13 protein-coding genes are annotated in these 19479 nt (G+C 72.1%); 6 read left to right on the forward strand and 7 right to left on the reverse strand.

Going from position 1 to position 19479, the window contains the following annotated elements:
* From FJ694_RS21605 to FJ694_RS21615, 3 genes are all read left to right on the forward strand, one after another.
* A partial coding sequence (locus tag FJ694_RS21605; RefSeq protein ID WP_157269391.1) for an Ig-like domain-containing protein occupies nucleotides 1-2814 on the forward strand: 2814 nt, incomplete at its 5' end.
* A 100-nt stretch (nucleotides 2815-2914) separates the two neighbouring features.
* Nucleotides 2915-4219, forward strand: coding sequence for an efflux RND transporter periplasmic adaptor subunit (locus FJ694_RS21610; protein WP_157269392.1), 1305 nt, complete (start codon nucleotides 2915-2917; stop codon nucleotides 4217-4219).
* On the forward strand, nucleotides 4216-6369 hold the full coding sequence (locus tag FJ694_RS21615) for an HlyD family efflux transporter periplasmic adaptor subunit (RefSeq protein WP_157269393.1): 2154 nt from the start codon (nucleotides 4216-4218) through the stop codon (nucleotides 6367-6369). The genes FJ694_RS21610 and FJ694_RS21615 overlap by 4 nt, the downstream gene beginning before the upstream one ends.
* A gap of 27 nt (nucleotides 6370-6396) precedes the next feature.
* Here the strand turns inward: FJ694_RS21615 and FJ694_RS21620 are convergent, their stop codons facing one another.
* The 3 genes from FJ694_RS21620 to ypfH all read right to left on the reverse strand — a co-directional run bounded on the left by FJ694_RS21620 (nucleotide 6397) and on the right by ypfH (nucleotide 8969).
* Nucleotides 6397-7254 (reverse strand): 2OG-Fe(II) oxygenase, encoded by an 858-nt coding sequence (locus FJ694_RS21620; protein WP_157269394.1) that lies wholly within the window; start codon nucleotides 7252-7254, stop codon nucleotides 6397-6399.
* 86 nt (nucleotides 7255-7340) lie between these two features.
* Nucleotides 7341-8126, reverse strand: a complete 786-nt coding sequence (gene yaaA, locus FJ694_RS21625; protein WP_157269395.1) for a peroxide stress protein YaaA — start codon at nucleotides 8124-8126, stop codon at nucleotides 7341-7343.
* A gap of 144 nt (nucleotides 8127-8270) precedes the next feature.
* Nucleotides 8271-8969 carry an esterase gene (ypfH, locus tag FJ694_RS21630; RefSeq protein WP_157269396.1) on the reverse strand — a complete coding sequence of 233 codons (699 nt, stop codon included), beginning with the start codon at nucleotides 8967-8969 and terminating at the stop codon, nucleotides 8271-8273.
* Between the two features lie 169 nt (nucleotides 8970-9138).
* Between ypfH and FJ694_RS21635 the strand changes: the two genes are divergently transcribed.
* The 3 genes from FJ694_RS21635 to FJ694_RS21645 are packed head-to-tail and all read left to right on the forward strand — an operon-like array spanning nucleotide 9139 to nucleotide 11225.
* Complete coding sequence (locus tag FJ694_RS21635) at nucleotides 9139-9597, forward strand: metallophosphoesterase family protein (RefSeq protein ID WP_157269397.1); 459 nt, start codon at nucleotides 9139-9141, stop codon at nucleotides 9595-9597.
* Nucleotides 9598-9636: 39 nt separating this feature from the next.
* Nucleotides 9637-10653 (forward strand): XdhC family protein, encoded by a 1017-nt coding sequence (locus tag FJ694_RS21640; protein ID WP_157269398.1) that lies wholly within the window; start codon nucleotides 9637-9639, stop codon nucleotides 10651-10653.
* A 5-nt stretch (nucleotides 10654-10658) separates the two neighbouring features.
* The gene (locus tag FJ694_RS21645; RefSeq protein ID WP_232540166.1) at nucleotides 10659-11225 is read left to right on the forward strand and encodes a nucleotidyltransferase family protein; all 567 of its coding nucleotides are present in this window, start codon (nucleotides 10659-10661) and stop codon (nucleotides 11223-11225) included.
* Nucleotides 11226-11238: 13 nt separating this feature from the next.
* Here the strand turns inward: FJ694_RS21645 and FJ694_RS21650 are convergent, their stop codons facing one another.
* The 4 genes from FJ694_RS21650 to FJ694_RS21665 form a co-directional block, all read right to left on the reverse strand.
* Complete coding sequence (locus FJ694_RS21650; protein WP_157269400.1) at nucleotides 11239-14664, reverse strand: DUF4347 domain-containing protein; 3426 nt, start codon at nucleotides 14662-14664, stop codon at nucleotides 11239-11241.
* 248 nt (nucleotides 14665-14912) lie between these two features.
* The gene (locus FJ694_RS21655; protein ID WP_157269401.1) at nucleotides 14913-17375 is read right to left on the reverse strand and encodes a YgiQ family radical SAM protein; all 2463 of its coding nucleotides are present in this window, start codon (nucleotides 17373-17375) and stop codon (nucleotides 14913-14915) included.
* Between the two features lie 384 nt (nucleotides 17376-17759).
* Nucleotides 17760-17990 carry an addiction module protein gene (locus FJ694_RS21660; RefSeq protein WP_157269402.1) on the reverse strand — a complete coding sequence of 77 codons (231 nt, stop codon included), beginning with the start codon at nucleotides 17988-17990 and terminating at the stop codon, nucleotides 17760-17762.
* 59 nt (nucleotides 17991-18049) lie between these two features.
* A complete protein-coding gene (locus FJ694_RS21665) occupies nucleotides 18050-19459 on the reverse strand; it encodes an aminotransferase-like domain-containing protein (RefSeq protein WP_198320927.1) in 1410 nt (469 codons plus the stop codon).
* Nucleotides 19460-19479: the final 20 nt, after the last annotated feature.

The following is a 19479-nucleotide window of genomic DNA, read 5'->3' on the forward strand; positions in this document are numbered from 1 at the left end:
ACGGTCACCCCGGTCAACGACAACCCGTTGGCCAACCCGGACACCTTCACGGTGGCCGAGGACAGCGGCGCCACGGTGCTCAACGTCCTGGCCAATGACACGACCGGTCCTGACACGGGGGAGACGCTCAGCGTCACCGCCGTCACGCAGCCGGCCCATGGCGGCACGGTCACGCTGGTCAACGGCGTGGTCGCCTTCACGCCCGCGCCCGACTTCTTCGGCACCACCTCGTTCACCTACACCGTCTCCGACGGCAATGGCGGCACCGCCACGGCCACCGCCACCGTCACGGTCACGCCGGTCAACGACGCGCCCGTGGCCCGCCCGGACACCCTCACGGTGGCCGAGGACAGCGGCGCCACCGTGGTGGACGTGCTGGGCAACGACGACGCCGGCCCCGACAGCGGCGAGACGCTGACCGTCACCGCCGTCACGCAGCCGGCCCATGGCGGCACGGTCACGCTGGTCAACGGCGTGGTCCGCTTCACGCCCGCGCCCGACTTCTTCGGCACCACCTCGTTCACCTACACCGTCTCCGACGGCAACGGCGGCACCGCCACGGCCACCGTCAACGTCAACGTCACCCCGGTCAACGACAACCCGTTGGCCAACCCGGACACCTTCACGGTGGCCGAGGACAGCGGCGCCACGGTGCTCAACGTCCTGGCCAATGACACGACCGGTCCTGACACGGGTGAGACGCTGACCGTCACCGCCGTCACGCAGCCGGCCCATGGCGGCACGGTCACGCTGGTCAACGGCGTGGTCCGTTTCACGCCGGCGCCCGACTTCTTCGGCACCACGTCGTTCACCTACACCGTCTCCGACGGCAACGGCGGTACCGCCACGGCCATCGCCACCGTCACGGTCACGCCGGTCAACGACGCGCCCGTGGCCCGCCCGGACACCTTCACGGTGGCCGAGGACAGCGGCGCCACGGTGCTCAACGTCCTGGCCAATGACACGACCGGTCCTGACACGGGTGAGACGCTCAGCGTCACGGCCGTGTCGCAGCCCGCCCACGGCGGCACGGTCACGCTGGTCAACGGCGTGGTCCGCTTCACGCCCGCGCCCGACTTCTTCGGCACCACCTCGTTCACCTACACCGTCTCCGACGGCAATGGCGGCACCGCCACGGCCACCGCCACCGTCACGGTCACGCCGGTCAACGACGCGCCCGTGGCCCGCCCGGACACCCTCACGGTGGCCGAGGACAGCGGCGCCACCGTGGTGGACGTGCTGGGCAACGACGACGCCGGCCCCGACACCGGCGAGACGCTGACCGTCACCGCCGTCACGCAGCCCGCCCATGGCGGCACGGTCACGCTGGTCAACGGCGTGGTCCGCTTCACGCCGGCGCCCGACTTCTTCGGCACCACGTCGTTCACCTACACCGTCTCCGACGGCAACGGCGGCACCGCCACGGCCACCGCCACCGTCACGGTCACGCCGGTCAACGACGCGCCCGTGGCGCGCCCGGACACCCTCACGGTGGCCGAGGACAGCGGCGCCACCGTGGTGGACGTGCTGGGCAACGACGACACCGGCCCCGACACCGGCGAGACGCTGACCGTCACCGCCGTCACGCAGCCGGCCCATGGCGGCACGGTCACGCTGGTCAACGGCGTGGTCCGCTTCACGCCCGCGCCCGACTTCTTCGGCACCACCTCGTTCACCTACACCGTCTCCGACGGCAACGGCGGCACCGCCACGGCCACCGCCACCGTCACGGTCACGCCGGTCAACGACGCGCCCGTGGCGCGCCCGGACACCCTCACGGTGGCCGAGGACAGCGGCACCGCGGTGGTGGACGTGCTGGGCAACGACGGCACCGGACCTGACAGCGGCGAGACGCTCGGCGTCGTGGCCGTGACGCAGCCCGGCGCCGGCGCCGGCACGGTCACGCTGGTCAACGGCGCGGTGCGCTTCACGCCCGCGGCTGGCTTCTCCGGCACCACCTCGTTCACCTACACCGTCTCCGACGGCAACGGCGGCACCGCCACGGCAACGGCCACCATCACCGTCACGCCGGTGGAGAAGCCGCCCGTGCCCAAGCCCGTGCCCGCGCCGGCGCCGGCGCCCGCGCCCGCACCGGAGCCGGTCGCCCCGCCGCCCGCGCCCGCACCCGCGCCGGTGCAGCGCTTCGACTCGACGCTGGTCGCGCACCCGGTCCTGGACCGGGCCGCCGTGGTGATCGACAGCACGGCGCGCACCGTGGTCGTGGAATCGACGGACGTGGGTGACATCTACACCCGCTCCAGCGGCTTCCGCGCCATGGTCGCGCCGGCCAACGAGCCCACGCTGCGCACCTTCCGCGGCATCGAGGACCAGGTCGTGCCCGCGGCGAAGCAGCTCAACCTGCAGGTGCCCGCTGACGCCTTCGTGCACACCCAGGCCAACGAGACCGTGACGCTCACGGCCACGCTGGCCGACGGCCGCCCGCTGCCGTCGTGGCTGCAGTTCGACGGCAAGGCCGGCACCTTCAAGGGCGAGCCGCCCGCGGGCCAGGCGCTGGACCTGCGCATCAAGGTGCAGGGCCGCGACTCGCAGGGCCGCGAGGCCAACGCGATGTTCCGCATCAAGTCAGGCACCGAGGCCGCGGCGGAGCGCACGGACGGCCCGGCCGAGGTCGATGCCGCCAACGGCACGGAGGCGCCGGCCGCCAAGCTGCGCGCGGGCATCGGCGCGCGCGGCGGCCTGGACGCGCAGCTCATGCGCGGCGACGCCCTGACCCAGCGCCAGGGCCTGTGGCAGTCGCAGCGCAACGGCCAGGCCATGGCCCAGCGCGACGTGGCGGCACGCCGCGGCGCCTGACGCCAACTTTGACGCGGCGGCACGAGGCACGCGCCGCCGCGCCATTTCCCGAGGGGCGGCCTGCGTGGTTTCATGCGCGCCTCATCCACGCGACACCCCAATGAGCCTCGATTCCCAGGCCGCCCTGCAACTGCTGGCCGAGACCCGCGCCGCCGACGGCGCCGCGGCGCGCCGCTTCACGCTGCTCAACCGCACGCGCGAGCAGCTGCCCTACCACGCCGCCGCGCTGTGGCAGGACGGCGCGCTGCTGGGCCATTCCGGCGCCAGCCAGGTCGATGCGCTGGGCCCCTACGGCCAGTGGCTGCAGCGCCTGGCGCGCGAGCGCGCCCGCACGCCCGGCGCCTTCGAGGCCGCCGAGCTTCCCGCCGCCCTGGCCGGCGCCTGGGACGAGTGGTGGCCGCCCTATGCCCTGTCGCTGCCGGGCGCGCAGGGCCGCGTGCTGCTGCTCGCGCGCGAGCTGCCCTGGAGCCGGGCCGAGATCGACGCGCTGGCCGACTGGTTCGAGCTGTGGCAGCTGGCCGAGGCAGCGGCCGACGCGCAGGCGCCGCGCCGCGCCATCGACCTGGGCCTGCTGCGCCAGCGGCTGCGCCAGTGGCGCCCGCGCGGCAGGAACGCCCTGGCGCTGGCCGCCGTGGCGCTGCTGCTGGCGCTGCCGGTGCGACTGACGGTGCGCGCGCCCGGCGAGATCGTGCCGCGCGAGCCCACCGTGCTGCGCGCCAGCGTGGACGGCATGGCGCGGCGGCTGCTGGTCGAGCCCAACCAGGTGGTCCAGGCCGGGCAGCTGCTGGCCGAGCTCGACGACGCCGCCGCCGCGAGCCGGCTGCAGGTGGCGCGCCAGGCGCTGGCCACGGCCGAGGCCGAGTGGCGCCAGACCACGCAGCAGGCGCTGGGCGACGCGCGCGCCAAGGCGCAGCTGGCCGTGACGCAGGGCCGCGTCGAGGAAAAGCGCACCGAGGTCGCCTACCTGGGCGAGCAGGTGCGCCGCACCGAGCTGCGCGCCCCGCATGACGGCGTGGTGCTGGTGGACGACCCGGGCAGCTTCGCCGGCCGCACGGTGGCCGCCGGCGAGCCGCTGCTGCGCTTGGCCAAGCCCGAGGACCAGGAGGTCGAGGCCTGGCTGCCGGTGGCCGACGCGGTGGAGCTGCCCGAAGGCAGCCCGGTGAGCCTGTTCCTCAGCAGCCGCCCGGCCAGCCCGGTGCGGGCGCAGCTGCGCCTCTACGCCTACGAGGCCTCGCCGCGCCCCGAGGGCGGCCTGGCCTACCGGCTGCGCGGCAAGCTCGACGGCGCGGCGACCGAGCGGCTGGGCGCGCGCGGCACGGTGCACGTGGATGGCGCGCGCGTGCCGCTGGCGTACTGGGTGCTGCGCCGCCCGCTGGCCGCGCTGCGCGAGGCCACGGGGTGGTGACGGCGGACGTGGCGGCGCAGGTGGCGGCGCCGGCGCCGCGCGGCGCCACGCCGGACCAGGAACCGCCCTGGCCCGCGCTGCGCCAGGAGCTGCAGCTGCACCACGCGCCGGCGCTGGCCGACGGCAGCCCGAGCTGGACGCTGCACGACCCGGTGCGGCACCGCTTCACGCGCATCGACTGGATCACCTACGAGGTGCTGCGCCGCTGGTGGCTGGCCGACGCGGCGCTCATCGCCGAGCAGGTCAACACCCACACCACGCTGGCGCTGGAGCCCGGCCACGTGCGGCAGGTGCTCGAATTCGCGCGCCGCAACGAGCTGGTCGAGCCGGCCGCCGCGCCGCGCACGCCCTGCTACCAGACGCCGCTGCGCGCGGCGCTGACCTGGCTGCTGCACCACTACCTGTTCTTCCGCGTGCCGCTGTGCAACCCCGACGCCCTCCTGCAGCGGCTGCTGCCCTGGGCGCGGCGGCTGGGCGGCACGGCCTTCACCCGGGCCACGGTGCTGGCGCTGGCTCTGGGACTGCTGGCCGTGGCGCGCGACTGGGCGGCGTTCGCCACGCAGGCGGTGGACATGCTGTCGTGGCGCGGCCTCGCGCTCTACGGCGTGACGCTGGTGGGCGTGAAGGTGGCGCACGAGTTCGGCCATGCCTTCACCGCGCGCCACCACGGCTGCCGCGTGCCGACCATGGGCGTGGCCTTCATGGTGCTGTGGCCGGTGGCCTACACCGACACCTCCGAGGTCTGGCGCCTGGCCGACGCGCGCGCGCGGCTGCGGGTGGCGCTGGCGGGGGTGCGCACCGAGCTGAGCATCGCCGCCTGGGCCACGCTGGCCTGGGCGCTGCTGCCCGACGGCCCGCTGCGCACCGCCGCCTTCACGCTCGCGACGCTGACCTGGATCAGCACGGTGGTCGTCAACCTCAGCCCGTTCATGCGCTTCGACGGCTACTTCGTGCTGTGCGACCTGCTCGACCAGCCCAACCTGCACGAGCGCAGCTTTCAGCTGGCGCGCTGGTGGCTGCGGCGCGTGCTGCTGGGCTGGGACGCGCCAGTGCCCGAGGACGTGTCCCCGGGGATGCGGCGGGCGCTGATCGCCTTCGCCTTCGCCACCTGGGCCTACCGGCTGGTGCTGTACCTGGGCATCGCCTGGCTGGTCTACCACTTCGCCATCAAGGCGGTGGGCATCGTGCTCTTCGCCGTGGAACTGGGATATTTCGTGATGCTTCCCGTGATCAGTGAGCTCAAGGCCTGGCGTGCCGGGCACGCCGCCTGGGCCGGTGCCGCGCGCTGGCGCCGCAGCCTGGGCGTGCTGGGACTGCTGGCGCTGCTGGGCTTCGTGCCGCTGCCGGGGCGCGAGAGCGCCGGCGCGGTGCTGCAGCCGGCGCAGCACCTGGCGCTGCGGCTGCCCACGGCCGGCGTGCTGCAGGCGGTGCACGTGCAGCCGGGCCAGCGCGTGGCCGCCGGCGAGCCGCTGCTGGAGGCCTCGGCCGCGGCGCTGGAGCAGCGGCTGCAGGCGGCGCAGGTGCGCATCCGCCAGCTGCAGCTGCAGGTGGGCGGCGCCAGCGTGGACGTGGCGCAGCAGGCGCAGTGGCAGTCGCTGCAGCAGCAGCTGGCCACGGCGCGGCAGGAGGCCGTCGCGGCGCAGGAGGAGATGGCGCGGCTGCGCCCGCGCGCGCCCTTCGACGGCGTGGTCATGGCCGTGGACGAGGCGGCGCGCCCGGGCAGCGTGGCGGGGCCGCAGCAGACGTTGCTGCAGCTGGCCGCGCCGGGCCAGTGGCGCGTGGTGGCCTATGCCAGCGAGGGCACGGCGCGCGCGCTGCGCGAGGGCGACGCGGCAAGGGTCGCCGCCGACGCCGCGCCGCTGCGCGGCCTGGACGCGCGCGTGGTCAGCGTCGCGCCGCACGCCAGCACCGTGCTGGCCGAGCCGCTGCTGGCGCAGGCCCATGGCGGCGCGGTGGAGGCCACGCCGCAGGGCCGCGACTGGCTGCTGACGCAGCCGCTCTACCGCGTGGAGCTGGAGCTGCTGGACGACCCGCGGCTGTCGCCGCGGCAGTGGCGCGGCCACGCCGTGCTGCCGCAACCCGCGCGCAGCGCCTGGGAGCGGGCCTGGACCGTGGTGGCGGGCGTGGCGGTGCGGGAAATGGGGTTCTGAAGCCCGGTCTCCCGGCCGAAGGCGTCCTCAGACGAACACCCGCTCCCGCAGCCACTTCGTCGCCACCCACTTCTCGCCCGCGATCACCGGCGCGCCGCCGTGCAGGGTGCGGGTGTCGGGATGCGCGCGCGCGTAGCTGAAGAACACGGCGTTGCCCTTGAAGGGGGCGACTTCCAGGCCGACGTCGGGGAAGGTCGTGCCGCCGCCCTGGGCCGGGGTGTTGAGGTACATCACCAGCGTGCCCACGCGCTGGCCGCCGCGCTGCAGGATGGCCGGCGTGCCGGGCTGGCTCGGGTCGAAGTAGTCGTGGTGCGGCCGGTACTCGGCGCCGGGCCCGTAGCGCAGGATCTGCAGCCCCTCGCCGTTCTCCACCGGCCAGTTCACCAGCGCGGCGATGCGCGCCTCGATGCGCTGGTGCAGCGCCGTCTCGCCGCGGCCGAAGAACATGCCGCTGCTGGTGCGCGCGGCGTTCACTTCGCTGCCGCCGGTGGCGATGTCCACCGTCTCCGAGCGCGCCAGGCGCGGGCGCGCCAGCTCGATCAGCTCGTCGCATTCCTGCGCCGACAGCAGCCCGCCGAAGACCACCACGCGCGGGTTCTCCATGGTCATGAGCACCTGCACCTCGCGGTCCAGCGCCTTCACGACACTCGGGTGCTGGCCCAGCGCCGGCTCGGGCACGGCCACCCTGGCCAGCGGCGCGGGCTGCACCGCGGGCTTCTGCAGCGAGTCCATGAAGCCGCTGAGGGTGCTCTCCATGGCGTCGATGGCCGTGGCCTCGTCCCAGCCGCTGGCGCGCATGGCCGCCAGCACGGCCTCGGGGCGGTGGCCGGCGCGGGCCTGGTCGATGATCCACTGGCGCAATTCGGGGGTGATCTGCTGGCTCATGGCGGGCTCCCGGGAAGCTGGTCGGTTTCCGTCCTGATGGATGCGTCGGCGTCAGCGCCCCATCGACTCGTTCAAAGGTAGGCGGCTCACTGCGGCCGGCGCCGGAACACCAGCCGGTCGGCGGTGGAGGCCGTGGCGTCGAAGCGGTAGCCGTCGGCGTCGAACTCGCGCAGCGCCTCGACCCGCACCGCGCGCTGCTGCACCGCCCAGCGCGCCATCAGGCCGCGCGCGCGCTTGGCCCAGAAGCTCACGACCTTCCAGCCGCTGCCCTTCCAGTCCTCGAACACGCATTCGACGATGCGCGTGCCCGGCAGCGCCTTGCGGTCCACGGCCTTGAAGTATTCCTGCGAGGCCAGGTTCACCAGCAGCGGCTGCGGGTCCTGCGCCAGGCGCGCGCGCAGGTGGTCGGCGATGCGCGTGCCCCACCAGGCGTACAGGTCCTTCCCGCGCGGATTGGCCAGGCGCGTGCCCATCTCCAGCCGGTAGGGCTGCAGCCGGTCCAGCGGGCGCAGCACGCCGTACAGGCCCGAGAGGATGCACAGGTGCTGCTGCGCCCAGGCCAGGTCGTCGGCGGCGAGCGTCCTGGCCTCCAGCCCGTCGTAGACGTCGCCATTGAAGGCCAGGATGGCCGGCTTGCTGTTGTCGTCGTCGAAGGTGCGCGACCAGGCGCCGAAGCGCGCCACGTTGAGCGCGGCCAGCGGGGCCGACAGGTCCATCAGCGCCGCGATCTCGGCCGGCGTCTTCGGCTTGAGCAGCTCCACCAGCACCGCGGCCTCGTCCACGAACGCGGGCAGCGTGGCCTGGCGCAGCACCTCGGCCGGCGTGGGGGTGTCGTAGTCCAGGGCTTTGGACGGAGAGAGCAGGAAGAGCATGGGGGCGAATGGAACGGACGGGGCGGTTCGGGAGGCAACCCGGCCCGGCGGGCGCGGGCCAGGAGCGGCGGGAAACAGCGCATTTTGCGCGGTCGTCCGCGGCCCCGGGGCAAGCCCGGGGCTGGTTACAGGCCGTACCGGCCGTCAGTGCGGCTCGCCGCCACGCTGCAGCGCCGGCACCGCCCCCAGTGCCGCCTGCCAGGTGCGGTGCGGGATGTGGGTGCGCAGCCGGTGGATGGCCTCGGCGATGAGCGCCGGGTGCAGCTCGTGGCCGACGCCCTCGGCGATGTCGAGCGTGGCGTCGCCGCCCAGCAGCGCCAGCCGGTCCAGCGCCTCGCGCGCGTGGCGCGCGGGCATCACCGTGTCGGCGCCGCCGTGCAGCAGGTGCAGCGTGGTGAGCCGCGGCGCATGGTCGGGCAGCACGGCGTAGCGGCCGCTGAAGGCCAGCACGCGCCCGGCCAGGCCGTCCTCGGCCTGCGCGGTTTCCAGCGCCAGGATCGCGCCCTGCGAGAAGCCCACCAGCGCCGTGACGGCCGGCTCGGCGCGCAGCCGCGCCTGCGTTGCATGCAGCCACTTGACGAAGCGCTCGCGCGCCGCGGCCACGCGCGCCGGCCGGTTCTCCTCGGTGATGCTGTTCACCGAGAACCACTGCCGCCCGGCCGACCCGCCGTCGAAGGCGTCGAAGCCCTCGGGAATCAGCAGCGCCGCCTGCGGGAACTCCGCGCGCAGTGCCTGCGCCAGGGGCAGCATCGAGGCGGCGTCACCGCCCACGCCGTGCAGCAGCACCATGAGCTGCGGCGGCACCCCGTCGTTGGGGGGCAGGAATTCGATGCACTCATTCATCCGGGGATTGTGCGGGACCGTCATCCGCGCACCCCGCCCGGGCGCCAAAGCCCTGCTCCGGGCGCCATTGAAAATGCTTGCAGCCCGGGCCGGCCCGGGGCTTGCCAGGGAGCGGCGGCCTACCATCACCGCATTCCACGCTTGGCGCCCACCGCCCGCCCCGGTCCGCATGACCCGCATCGGCCTGATTTCCGACACCCACGGCCTGCTGCGCCCGCAGGCGCTGGCCGCGCTGCAGGGCTGCGACGCGCTCATCCACGCCGGCGACATCGGGCCGGAGGAACTGCTGCGGCGGCTGGAGACGATCGCGCCGCTGACCGTCGTGCGCGGCAACAACGACCGTGCCGACTGGGCCCTGGCCCTGCCCCACAGCGCGCTGCTGGACGTGGAAGGGGTGCGGGTGTGCGTGGTGCACGACGTCAAGGAAGTCCCCGCGCCGCTGCCGCCGGGCGTGCGCGTGGTCGTGGCCGGGCACTCGCACAAGCCCGGCTGCGCCGAGCGCGGCGGGGTGCTGTGGGTCAACCCCGGCAGCGCCGGGCCGCGGCGCTTCAGGTTGCCGGTGTCGGTGGGCGAGCTGCGGGTGTCGGGCAGCCGGGTCGAGGTCGAGCTGCACACGCTGGCGGTCTGAAACCGGCCGCCTTCATCACGACAAAGGGAGCTGCAAAGCATGGAAGCCGTCGATCTGGAGCTCATGCGCGCCGCCCTGGCCTGGACGGGCGAGGGCCGGCGCTGCTGGAGCGCCACGGTGCTGCGCACCTGGGGCTCGGCACCGCGCCCGGTGGGCGCCATGGCGCTGCTGTGCGAGGACGGGCGCGTGGCCGGCTCGGTGTCGGGAGGCTGCGTCGAGGACGACCTACTGGCGCTGCTGCGCGCCGACGCCACCGGGCTGGACGCCGGGCGGCGCCTGGTCTATGGCCGCAGCGACGCGGAGCGCGCCCGGCTGCGGCTGCCCTGCGGCGGCACGCTGGAGCTGTGGGCCGAGCCGGCGCCGCTGAGCGACTTTGAACAGGTGCTGCGTTTCATCGACGCCGGCCAGGGCTGCGTGCGCGAGATCCTGTTGCCCGACGGCACGTCGGGCGTGCGGGCCGCTCACGCCGGCGACGCGAGCGCGCTCGACGAGGCTCAAGGCCGGTTCACGCAGCGCCTGGGGCCCCGGCGACGGCTGGTGCTCGTCGGCGCGGCGGAGGTGTCGCGCTACCTGGCGCCGATCGCGCGCACGCTGGATTTCGAGGTCGTCGTCATCGACCCGCGCCGCGAGTACCTCGACGGCTGGCCGGCGCAGATTCCCGCGCGCTTGATGGCCGACATGCCCGACGACGCGCTGGCGGCCCTGAAACCCGACGCCAGCACCGCCGTCGTGGCGCTGTCGCACGACCCCAAGCTCGACGACCTGGCGCTGCTGGAGGCGCTGCCCGGCGCGGCCTTCTACGTCGGCGCGATGGGCTCGCTGCGCAGCACCGAGGCGCGGCGCGAGCGGCTGGCGCTGTTCGAGCTGGCGCCCGAAGCCATCGCGCGGCTGCGCGGGCCGATCGGGCTGGACCTGGGCAGCCGCACCCCGCCGGAGATCGCGGTGGCGATCGCGGCGGAGCTGATCCAGTGCTGCCGCGCCGAGGAGACGCGCCAACGCCGCGCCGCCGCGGCCGCGCTGGAGGGCGGCGCCGATGGCTGCCGGGTGGTGCCTTGAGCGCCGTGACGGTGCGGCCGCTGCTGCTGGCCGGCGGCTTCTCCGTGCGCTTCGGCGCCGACAAGCGCTTCGTCCCGCTGCCCGAAGGCGACACGTTGCTGGAGCGCAGCGTGGCGCTGTGGCGGCAGGCGCTGGGGGAAGTGTTCGTGGCGCTGCGCGGCGACGACGCCGCGCTGGCGCAGCGCGTGCGGGCGCTGGGCGGCGCGCCGGTGCTTTGCGATCGCAGCGCGGAGGGCCTGGGCGCGACGCTGGCGCAGGCCGCGGCGCTGCTGCCGCCGGGGCCGGTGCTGGTCGGGCTGGCGGACATGCCCTTCATCCGCCGCGACACGCTGCGGGCGCTGGCGGATGAGCTGGCGGCCGGCGCCGAGGTGGTGGCGCCTTTTTTTGGCGCGCGGCGCGGCAACCCGGTGGGCTTCGCGGCGCACTGCCGGCCGCTGCTTCTCGGACTCAGCGGCGACCGCGGCGCCGGGGCGCTGCTCGCCACGCTGCCGCTGCGGCGGCTGGCGGTGGAAGACGCGGGGGTGCTGCTGGACATCGACCGGCCGGGCGACCTGCAAGCCGCCGCCGATTGACCAAGCCGTTCGTTCAGACCACGAACAAATCGACCGCGTTCAGCGCCGTGCCGGCGCTCAGCCTGGCGAACAGCACCGCGGCACCCGTGCCGCTGCCGTCGGCGTCATAGCGCAACTCGCCGCTGGCGCGGTCGTAGAGCAGCCGGTCGTCGCGATCCAGCGCCGCGCGGCCCTGCACGAAGGTGCCCGCAGCCACCGCGCCGACGGGGCCCAGGGCCTTGAACACCGCGTCGTCGAATTCGAGCCGGTCGTCCACGGTGTTGAAGTCGGCAATCGCGTCCAGCGTTGCGACGGTAGGCAGGTCCGCGAAGCGAAAGGCGTCCTGGCCGCTGCCGCCGACGAGCGTGTCCAGCCCGGCGCCGCCGGCCAGTGTGTCGTGGCCATCGCGGCCGACCAGGAAATCCGCGCCCGCCCCGCCGTCGATCGTGTTGGCGCCGGCATTGCCCAGCAGGATGTCGTCGCCTTTGGAGCCGGTAACGTTCTCGATATTGCGCAGCGTGTCGATGCCGGAGCCGCCGGTATCCTGGGCCAGCGCCGATGCCAGATTCACCGTGACGCCGGCAGCGGCGTAGAGATAACTGGCAGTATCGGCACCGGCAGCGCCATCGAGAACGTTGTCGCCGGCACCGGAAAACAGCACGTTGTTCAAGTTGTTGCCCGTCAGCCCGGCCGCGCCGGGCAGCAGGATGCGGCCGTTCTCGATGTTTGCACCCAGCACATGGGCATTCAGGAAGCTCCACACCGTGTCGATGCCGCCGGCAGCGGTGGCATTGGTTTGCGTCACGGTATCGCCGGTATCCCGAACATAATAGATATCCGAACCGTCGCCACCCGTCATGGTGTCACTGCCGGCGCCGCCGTCGAGGGTGTCATCGCCGGCCAGGCCGTTGAGTATGTCGTTGCTGGCCTGACCGACGATATTGTCGTTGCCCGAAGTGCCATTGAACACATTGGCCGGTGTGACCGTGAACTGGAAATCATCGTGAACGCTGGCGCCCTGGCCATCCCGGGCGGTCAGCCGCAGATGATAGGTGCCCATATCGGCACTGCCGGGCGTGCCGCGCAGCGTGCCGGTGGCCGTATCGAATTTCAGCCAGGGTGGCACTCCCGAGCCATTAGACATGGCAAGCGCAAATGTCAGGGCGTCGCGGTCCGGATCAATGAGGCTGTTGGCCGGCAGCTTGAATTCGAAAACTCTTCCAGCCGTTGCACTGCGGTCCGGCAGCGGGTTGGAGACCACGGGCGCATCATTGGCGGCAATGATGCGCACCGTGCTGCTGCCGGACACGCTCAGTGCCCCGCCCGTGCCTTGAGAACCGGTATTGCCGTCGCTGAATATCCAGTCAATCCGCACCTGCGCCGGCGGCGCGTCGGAACTGTTGGAATAGCCGATCTGCTGCAGGGCGCGGTCCACCAAGGTCTGGGTGGCCGAGGTGTTGAAGCTCAGCACCAGTTGCCCGCCGGCATTCTTCAGCACCCTGCCGACAATCACGCCATCGACCGAAAACTGATTTCCCGCCACGAGGGCCGACAGCGTGGAATCGGCCGTCGTGGAGAACACGTCCGAGACGTCCGCTCCGCCATGGCGGGCCAGCGTCAGCGTGGCGCCACCATAATTTCCTCGCGCATTCAATTGGGCATCGAAGACATGGACGCCAGGAGACAGTTCGACCGGAAAATTTGATGGGTACAGCGTGGGCTCGCTGTAGGTGGCGACGAAGGGCAGCGTGTCTCCTGCGGGGGAAAAGCTCAGGTCCAGGCTGCCGTCGGTGTTGTAGCGAAGCAGCTGGAAGTCCTGTGTCTCGTATCCCTCTCCTCGCGAGGTGGAAACCAGTATCTTGCCGTCCGCTTGAATCGCAACGCTGTAGTTGATGCCCGTCCTGTCCACGTCCCATGTCAGTTTCGTGATGACCTTGCCGTCGCCATCGAAACTGGTGTCCAGGCGGCCGTCGGGAAGATATCGCACCACGACGACGTCACCATGGCTCTCACCGGCCACCACGATCTTTCCATCCGCTTGCAAGGCAACGCTGAAAGCCTCGGAATAATCGTAGTCATGGGCCACAATACGGGTAGTGACCAATCCCTGATTTCCAAAACCAGCATCCAAGCTGCCGTCAGCGTTGTAACACTTGACAGCAATATCTCTCTGCGCATAGCCTACCGCCACTATTTTTCCGTCAGCCTGCACGGCCACGGCCCCGTCGTAACTGTGCGAACCCAGGCCCGAAACAACCATGCTGTCGACGCCGAACTTCAAATTCGCCTTGCCATTGGCGTTGTATTGAACCATGACCAACTTGTAGTCGACCAGTCCGACCATCAATATGTTTCCGTTCGGCAATACCAATATATCCCGCGTAGAGATATCGTAGCCATAATAAGGACCAACCTTTCCACTCCGGCCAAAGCTGGTGTCCAGCGTGCCGTCAGTGTTGTAGCGCGCCACGACGAAACCGCCGGGTGCCGCCAGCAGTATCTTGCCGTCTGCCTGCAAGGCCACTTGCGAGCCATCTGCATACGATCCGGAAAGAGAGGAAACAATCTTTCCCCCAACCCCGAAACCAGCATCCTGGCTGCCATCGGCATTCAGTCGCGTCAGCACCACGCGGCCGTCAACAAACCCAGGCAGCAGCATCTTGCCATCCGGCTGCAGCGTGACGGTACAGCCATATCCCGGCTGGTAATAAACTGGCCCACTTGCATTCCCCGTTTGCCCGACCGCAGCGAGAAGCAGCTTGCCATCCCCGTCGAAACTCGTGTCCAGCGTACCGTTGGACAGATACCGGGCCAACGCAATCCGGCCCGAGCCGTTGTCGCCCTCGTTGCCCATCAGGAGAATGCGGCCGTCCTTCAGCACGGCCATCGATCTCAGGCATTCGCTGCCGCCCAGGTCGGTCACCACTTTCCCATCCGCGCCGGAAAACGTTGGAGCCGAATTGGCCCCAAGCAGGCCATTCAAGCCATTCAATGCCAGTGCCTGTGTTTCGACGGCACCCACTGTCGATTCCAGCCGCAGGTTCCCGCCCCAAGCCGCCGGGCCGGTGGCATCGACCGACGCCGCCACATCCGCGCCCGTGGCCCGTGCCCAGGCGCCGACGTAAGCCTGCCCCAGCGCGCCCTGCGCCACGCCGCAGCCGTAGAGCAGGATGTCGCCGCTGGCCGTGAGCGCCTGGCCCATGGACCGCAGCGCGGCGGCGTGGCCAGCCAGGGCGGCGGTGTCCACGAGCGTCGAGCCCAACTGCAGCGCTCCAGGCGCGCCGTGGCTGACGACGTGGATGCTGTCCAGGCCGCCGCGCCCCGCCAATGCCCGCTGCATTTGCAGCAGGCCGACCTGGCGGGCGTCGAGCATGATGGCCTCGGTATCCGCAACGAGCTGGCTGACGATGGAAGCAAGGCCGGCGACGCGCGCGTCGATGAACACCACTTTCTTTGCCATCTGCCTGTCCACGCCGGCCCTTGGAAAGCCGGCGCCTCCCTGGAAAGCAATCGTTTACAGATACTAACGATCAGCTTTCAGCGCTCCGGTGCTGTTCCAGGACCCGGCAAACCCGCATGGACAACAACGGGCAAGACGGCGATGGCGGGCCGCGTGGATGTGCGCAGGCCCGCGCGGATCGCTCCGACGCGGGCCTCGGCAGGGACGCAGGGCTGACTGCCCTGCTGATCCAGGCGGGCTGCCGGGGTTCAGCGCCCCTTGCGCCCGCCCGCCGCCTTGGACGGGCCGCCTGCGCGCCCGCCCGTCTCCCGCGGCGGCAGCCCCGTGTGCTGCGTCAGCACCGTGCCGCGCTTCGGTGCCGCGCCGGCCGGTCTGGCGTAGCTGACCGCGCCGCCCTTGGCCGGCGCGGCCTTGCCGCCGGAGAGCTTCGACACGGTGGCGCCCGCACCCTGCGCGCCCATCGGCTTGCCCAGCGGCTTCGCGACCGAGGTCCTGGCCCCGGGCGCCGTGCTGTTCTTGCGCCGCGCGCTCTGGTAGGTGCCGTCGGTAGCGGGCTGGAAGGTGGGGATCAGGTGGTGCTTGCCGTTGCCGATCAGGTCGGCCCGGCCCATGTCCTTGAGCGCCTCGCGCAGCAGCGGCCAGTTGTTGGGGTCGTGGTAGCGCAGGAAGGCCTTATGGAGCCGGCGCCGGCGCTCGCCGCGCACGATGTCCACCTTCTCGCCCTTGGCCGGGTCGCGGCTGATGCCCTTGAGCGGGTTCTGCCCCGAGTGGTACATGGCCGTGGCCGTGGCCATCGGCGAGGGGTAGAAGGTCTGCACCTGGTCCGCGCGGAAGCCGTTGCGCTTGAGCCAGAGCGCGAGGTTCATCATGTCCTCGTCGCTGGTGCCCGGGTGCGCGGCGATGAAGTACGGGATCAGGAACTGCTGCTTGCCGGCCTCGGCGCTGAACTGCTCGAAGAGCTGCTTGAAGCGGTCGTAGGTGCCGATGCCCGGCTTCATCATCTTCGACAGCGGCCCGCCCTCGGTGTGCTCCGGCGCGATCTTCAAATAGCCGCCGACGTGGTGCGTGACCAGCTCCTTGATGTACTCCGGCGACTTCACCGCCAGGTCGTAGCGCAGGCCCGAGCCGATGAGGATCTTCTTGACGCCCGGCAGCGCGCGGGCGCGGCGGTACATCTTGATCAGCGGGGCATGGTCGGTGCGCAGGTTCTGGCACACGTCCGGATAGACGCAACTGGGCTTGCGGCAGGCGGCCTCGATCTCGGGGCTCTTGCAGCCCAGCCGGTACATGTTGGCGGTCGGGCCGCCCAGGTCGGAGACGACGCCGGTGAAGCCCGTGACCTTGTCGCGCATCTCCTCGATCTCGCGGATGACGGAGTCTTCGCTGCGGCTCTGGATGATGCGGCCCTCGTGCTCCGTGATCGAGCAAAAGGTGCAGCCGCCGAAGCAGCCGCGCATGATGTTGACCGAGAAACGGATCATCTCCCACGCCGGGATCTTGGTCGCGCCGTCGTGGCGCCCGCTCTCGTCGGCGTAGCGCGGGTGCGGGCTGCGCGCGTAGGGCAGGTCGAAGACGTGGTCCATCTCCGCCGTGGTCAGCGGGATCGGCGGCGGGTTGATCCACAGGTCGCGCTCGCCGTGGCGCTGCACGAGGGCGCGCGCGTTGCCGGGGTTGGTCTCCAGGTGCAGCACGCGGTTGGCGTGGGCGTAGAGCACCGGGTCGGACTTCACCTGCTCGTAGCTCGGCAGCCGGATCACGGTGCGCTCGCGCGGCGGCATGGCGATGCGCCCGCTCTTGCGGCTCACGGGCATGGCGATGACGGCCACGCCGGCATCTTCGGATTCGGCCTGCGCGCCGGATTCCTTGGCGCAGGTGCCGCCCTTCTCCGCCGCCTGCTCCTCGGTGGTCAGGTAGGGGTTGATGTGATCGTCGATGCGTCCGGGGCGGTCCACCTCGGTGGAGTCGAGCTCGAACCAGCCCGCGGCGGTCGGGTCGCCCGTGCGGCGCATGAAGGCGGTGCCGCGCACGTCGGTGATGGCCTCGACCGGCTCGCGCCGCGCCAGGCGGTGCGCCACTTCGACCAGCGCGCGCTCGGCATTGCCGTAGAGCAGCAGGTCGGCCTTGGCGTCCACCAGGATGGAGCGGCGCACCTTGTCCTGCCAGTAGTCGTAGTGGGCGATGCGGCGCAGCGAGGCCTCGATGCCGCCGATGACGATGGGCACATCGGGGAAGGCCTCGCGGCAGCGCTGCGCGTACACCAGGCAGGCGCGGTCCGGGCGCCGGCCGCCCTCGCCGCCGGGGGTGTAGGCGTCGTCGGAGCGGATCTTCCGGTCCGCGGTGTAGCGGTTGATCATCGAATCCATGTTCCCGGCGGTGACGCCCCAGAACAGGTTCGGCTTGCCCAGCGCCCGGAAGGGATCGGCGCTGTGCCAGTCGGGCTGGGCGATGATGCCCACGCGGAATCCCTGCGCCTCCAGCACGCGGCCGATCACGGCCATGCCGAAGCTGGGGTGGTCCACATAGGCGTCGCCGGTGACGAGCACCACGTCGCAGCTGTCCCAGCCCAGTTCGTCCATTTCCGCCCGGCTGGTGGGCAGGAACCTGGCCGTGCCGAACCGCTTGGCCCAGTACGGGCGCCAGGAGGTGATCGGCTTGGCGGTGGGGAGGGTTTGGGTCACGGCGGAGGGGCTTGATGCGGGCAAACCCCACATTGTCCGTGCTTGACCCGTGCGGGCGGCGACTGGGGTTGTGTACTGCTGCCGGGACTGGGGCTTCGTGCCCGGTGGCCGCGCCAGCCGGAGTGCGTCAATCGACGCGCGATGCCCAGTAACGCGGCCGCTTCCGATGGGGCGCAATGGCGATCACGAGAATTTCCCGTGCCGACACGCGGTAGACCACGCTGAACGGAAAGCCCTTCACCAGGACGCTGCGGGTTTCCTGTCAGGAAGGGGCGCCTCCCAAGGGGTGCGATGCCGCACGCGCGACCGCGGCTTCCACGGCCGCCTGGAACCGAACACCCGTGCCGGTGCGCGCCTTGGAGTAGTACCCGACTTCGTCCAGCAACTCGGCTTGCGCAGCGGGCAGGAAGCGGACCTTCACTGTGCGATCCGGCGAGCCTTGGCAAAGACCTCATCGGCATCGACCGCCTGCACTTCGCCCCGGTCGTACTCGGCCAGGCGCCGCTCGATCTCCGGCGCCCAGGCCGAATCCAGCTGCGAGGCTGCCGGTTCGTTCAGCGATTCCAGCAGCCGGTCCACGAGGCGCTGCCGGTCTTCCGGCGAGAGGGCCAGCCCGTGCTGGACCAATTCGGCAACTCGATCAGGCACGGCCACTCCTTGAAGACATATCCGGGTCCCGATCGTAGTACCGCCTCACGGCCTTCATTTCAGCTGCCCTGCCGCAACCTTTCCTCCAGGAACCCCAGCAGCCGCGCGTCCGTCCCCCATGCCGCGTTGAGCCGCAGCCGGTCCAGCCCCGCGCCGCGGCGCGAGAACATGTGGCCGCCGGCGATGACGATGCCGGCCTCGCGCGCGGCCTCCACCACGGCCGGCGCCTCCACGCCCGGCGGCAGCGCCGCCCACAGGAACACGCCCCCGCCGCCCGCCGCGTCGGCGTCGAAGCGCAGCCCGCAGCGCTGCAGCGCGGCGATGGCCGCGCCCCGCGCGCGCGCCAGCCGCTCGCGCAGGCGCAGCACGTGGCGGTGGTAGCGGCCGCTGCGCAGCACCTCGGCCACCAGCGCTTCCTCCAGCGTCGAGCCCGAGAGCACGTCCATGAGCTTCAGCGCCACCAGCCGCTCCACCAGCGGCGCCGGTGCGGCCAGCCAGCCCACGCGCAGGCTGGGGCTGAGCAGCTTGCTGAAGCTGCCCACCTGCACCACGCGGCGCAGGCCGTCGATCTGCGCCAGCCGCACGCCGGCGTCGCCGGCCAGGTCGCCGTAGACGTCGTCCTCGACCAGCATGAAGTCGTGGGCCTCGGCCAGGTTGAGGATGCGGTGGCTGCGCGCCGGCACGGTGCTGCCGCCGGTGGGGTTGTGCAGCAGCGTCTGCGTGAAGAAGGCGCGCGGCCGGTACTCGCTGGCCAGCGCGGCGAGCGCGTCCAGGTCCGGCCCCTCGGCCTCGCGCGGCACGCCCACCACGCGCAGCCCCAGCGCGGCGAGCTGGCTGTGCAGCAGGAAGTAGCCCGGGTCGTCCACCAGCACCACGTCGCCCGGCGCGGCCAGCACGCGCGCGGCGAGCTGCAGCGCCTGCGAGGCGCCGAAGGCCGTGACCACGTGCGCGGCGCTGGCCGGTATCTGGCGCCGGGCCAGGCGCTGCGCCAGCTGCTCGCGCAGCGCGGGCAGGCCCTGCACCGGCGGCACCACCGCGGCCTCGGCGCTCTCGCGCAGGCTGCGCGCCAGCGTGGCCGGGGCGATGGCGTCCTCGTACCAGTGTCGCGGCAGGTAGCCCGAGCCGGCCTGCAGCAGCGTGGCGTCGGCCGACAGCGCGCTGTGCGTGAAGCCGGCCGTGGTGGTGGCCGGCTCGGCCCGCGGCGGCGGCGGCGCCTGCACCGCGGCGCGCCCGGCCGGTCGCTGCACGTAGTAGCCCGCGCCCGGGCGCGAGGCGACGTAGCCCTGGCCGGCCAGCCGGTCCAGCGCCGCCAGCACGGTGTGCACGCTGACCTCCAGCCGCGCCGCGAGCTGCCGCACCGAGGGCAGCCGCGCCCCGGGCAGCAGCGCGCCCTCGTCGATGCGCTGCGCGAAGTGGCGCACGATCTGCTCGGTCAGCGGAACGGCGGCGTCCTTCGTCAGGGTGAACATGGCGAGCGGCATTCAAGCAT

The sequence above is a fragment of the Azohydromonas aeria genome (assembly GCF_009760915.1).
Classification (GTDB): domain Bacteria; phylum Pseudomonadota; class Gammaproteobacteria; order Burkholderiales; family Burkholderiaceae_C; genus Azohydromonas; species Azohydromonas aeria.

Excerpts from the sequence above, each read along its gene's own strand:
- FJ694_RS21610 (WP_157269392.1), top strand. The coding sequence starts at position 2,915 with ATGAGCCTCGATTCCCAGGCCGCCCTGCAACTGCTGGCCGAGACCCGC.
- FJ694_RS21620 (WP_157269394.1), bottom strand. The coding sequence starts at position 7,254 with ATGAGCCAGCAGATCACCCCCGAATTGCGCCAGTGGATCATCGACCAG.
- yaaA (WP_157269395.1), bottom strand. The coding sequence starts at position 8,126 with ATGCTCTTCCTGCTCTCTCCGTCCAAAGCCCTGGACTACGACACCCCC.
- ypfH (WP_157269396.1), bottom strand. The coding sequence starts at position 8,969 with ATGAATGAGTGCATCGAATTCCTGCCCCCCAACGACGGGGTGCCGCCG.
- FJ694_RS21635 (WP_157269397.1), top strand. The coding sequence starts at position 9,139 with ATGACCCGCATCGGCCTGATTTCCGACACCCACGGCCTGCTGCGCCCG.
- FJ694_RS21640 (WP_157269398.1), top strand. The coding sequence starts at position 9,637 with ATGGAAGCCGTCGATCTGGAGCTCATGCGCGCCGCCCTGGCCTGGACG.
- FJ694_RS21650 (WP_157269400.1), bottom strand. The coding sequence starts at position 14,664 with ATGGCAAAGAAAGTGGTGTTCATCGACGCGCGCGTCGCCGGCCTTGCT.
- FJ694_RS21655 (WP_157269401.1), bottom strand. The coding sequence starts at position 17,375 with ATGTGGGGTTTGCCCGCATCAAGCCCCTCCGCCGTGACCCAAACCCTC.
- FJ694_RS21665 (WP_198320927.1), bottom strand. The coding sequence starts at position 19,459 with ATGTTCACCCTGACGAAGGACGCCGCCGTTCCGCTGACCGAGCAGATC.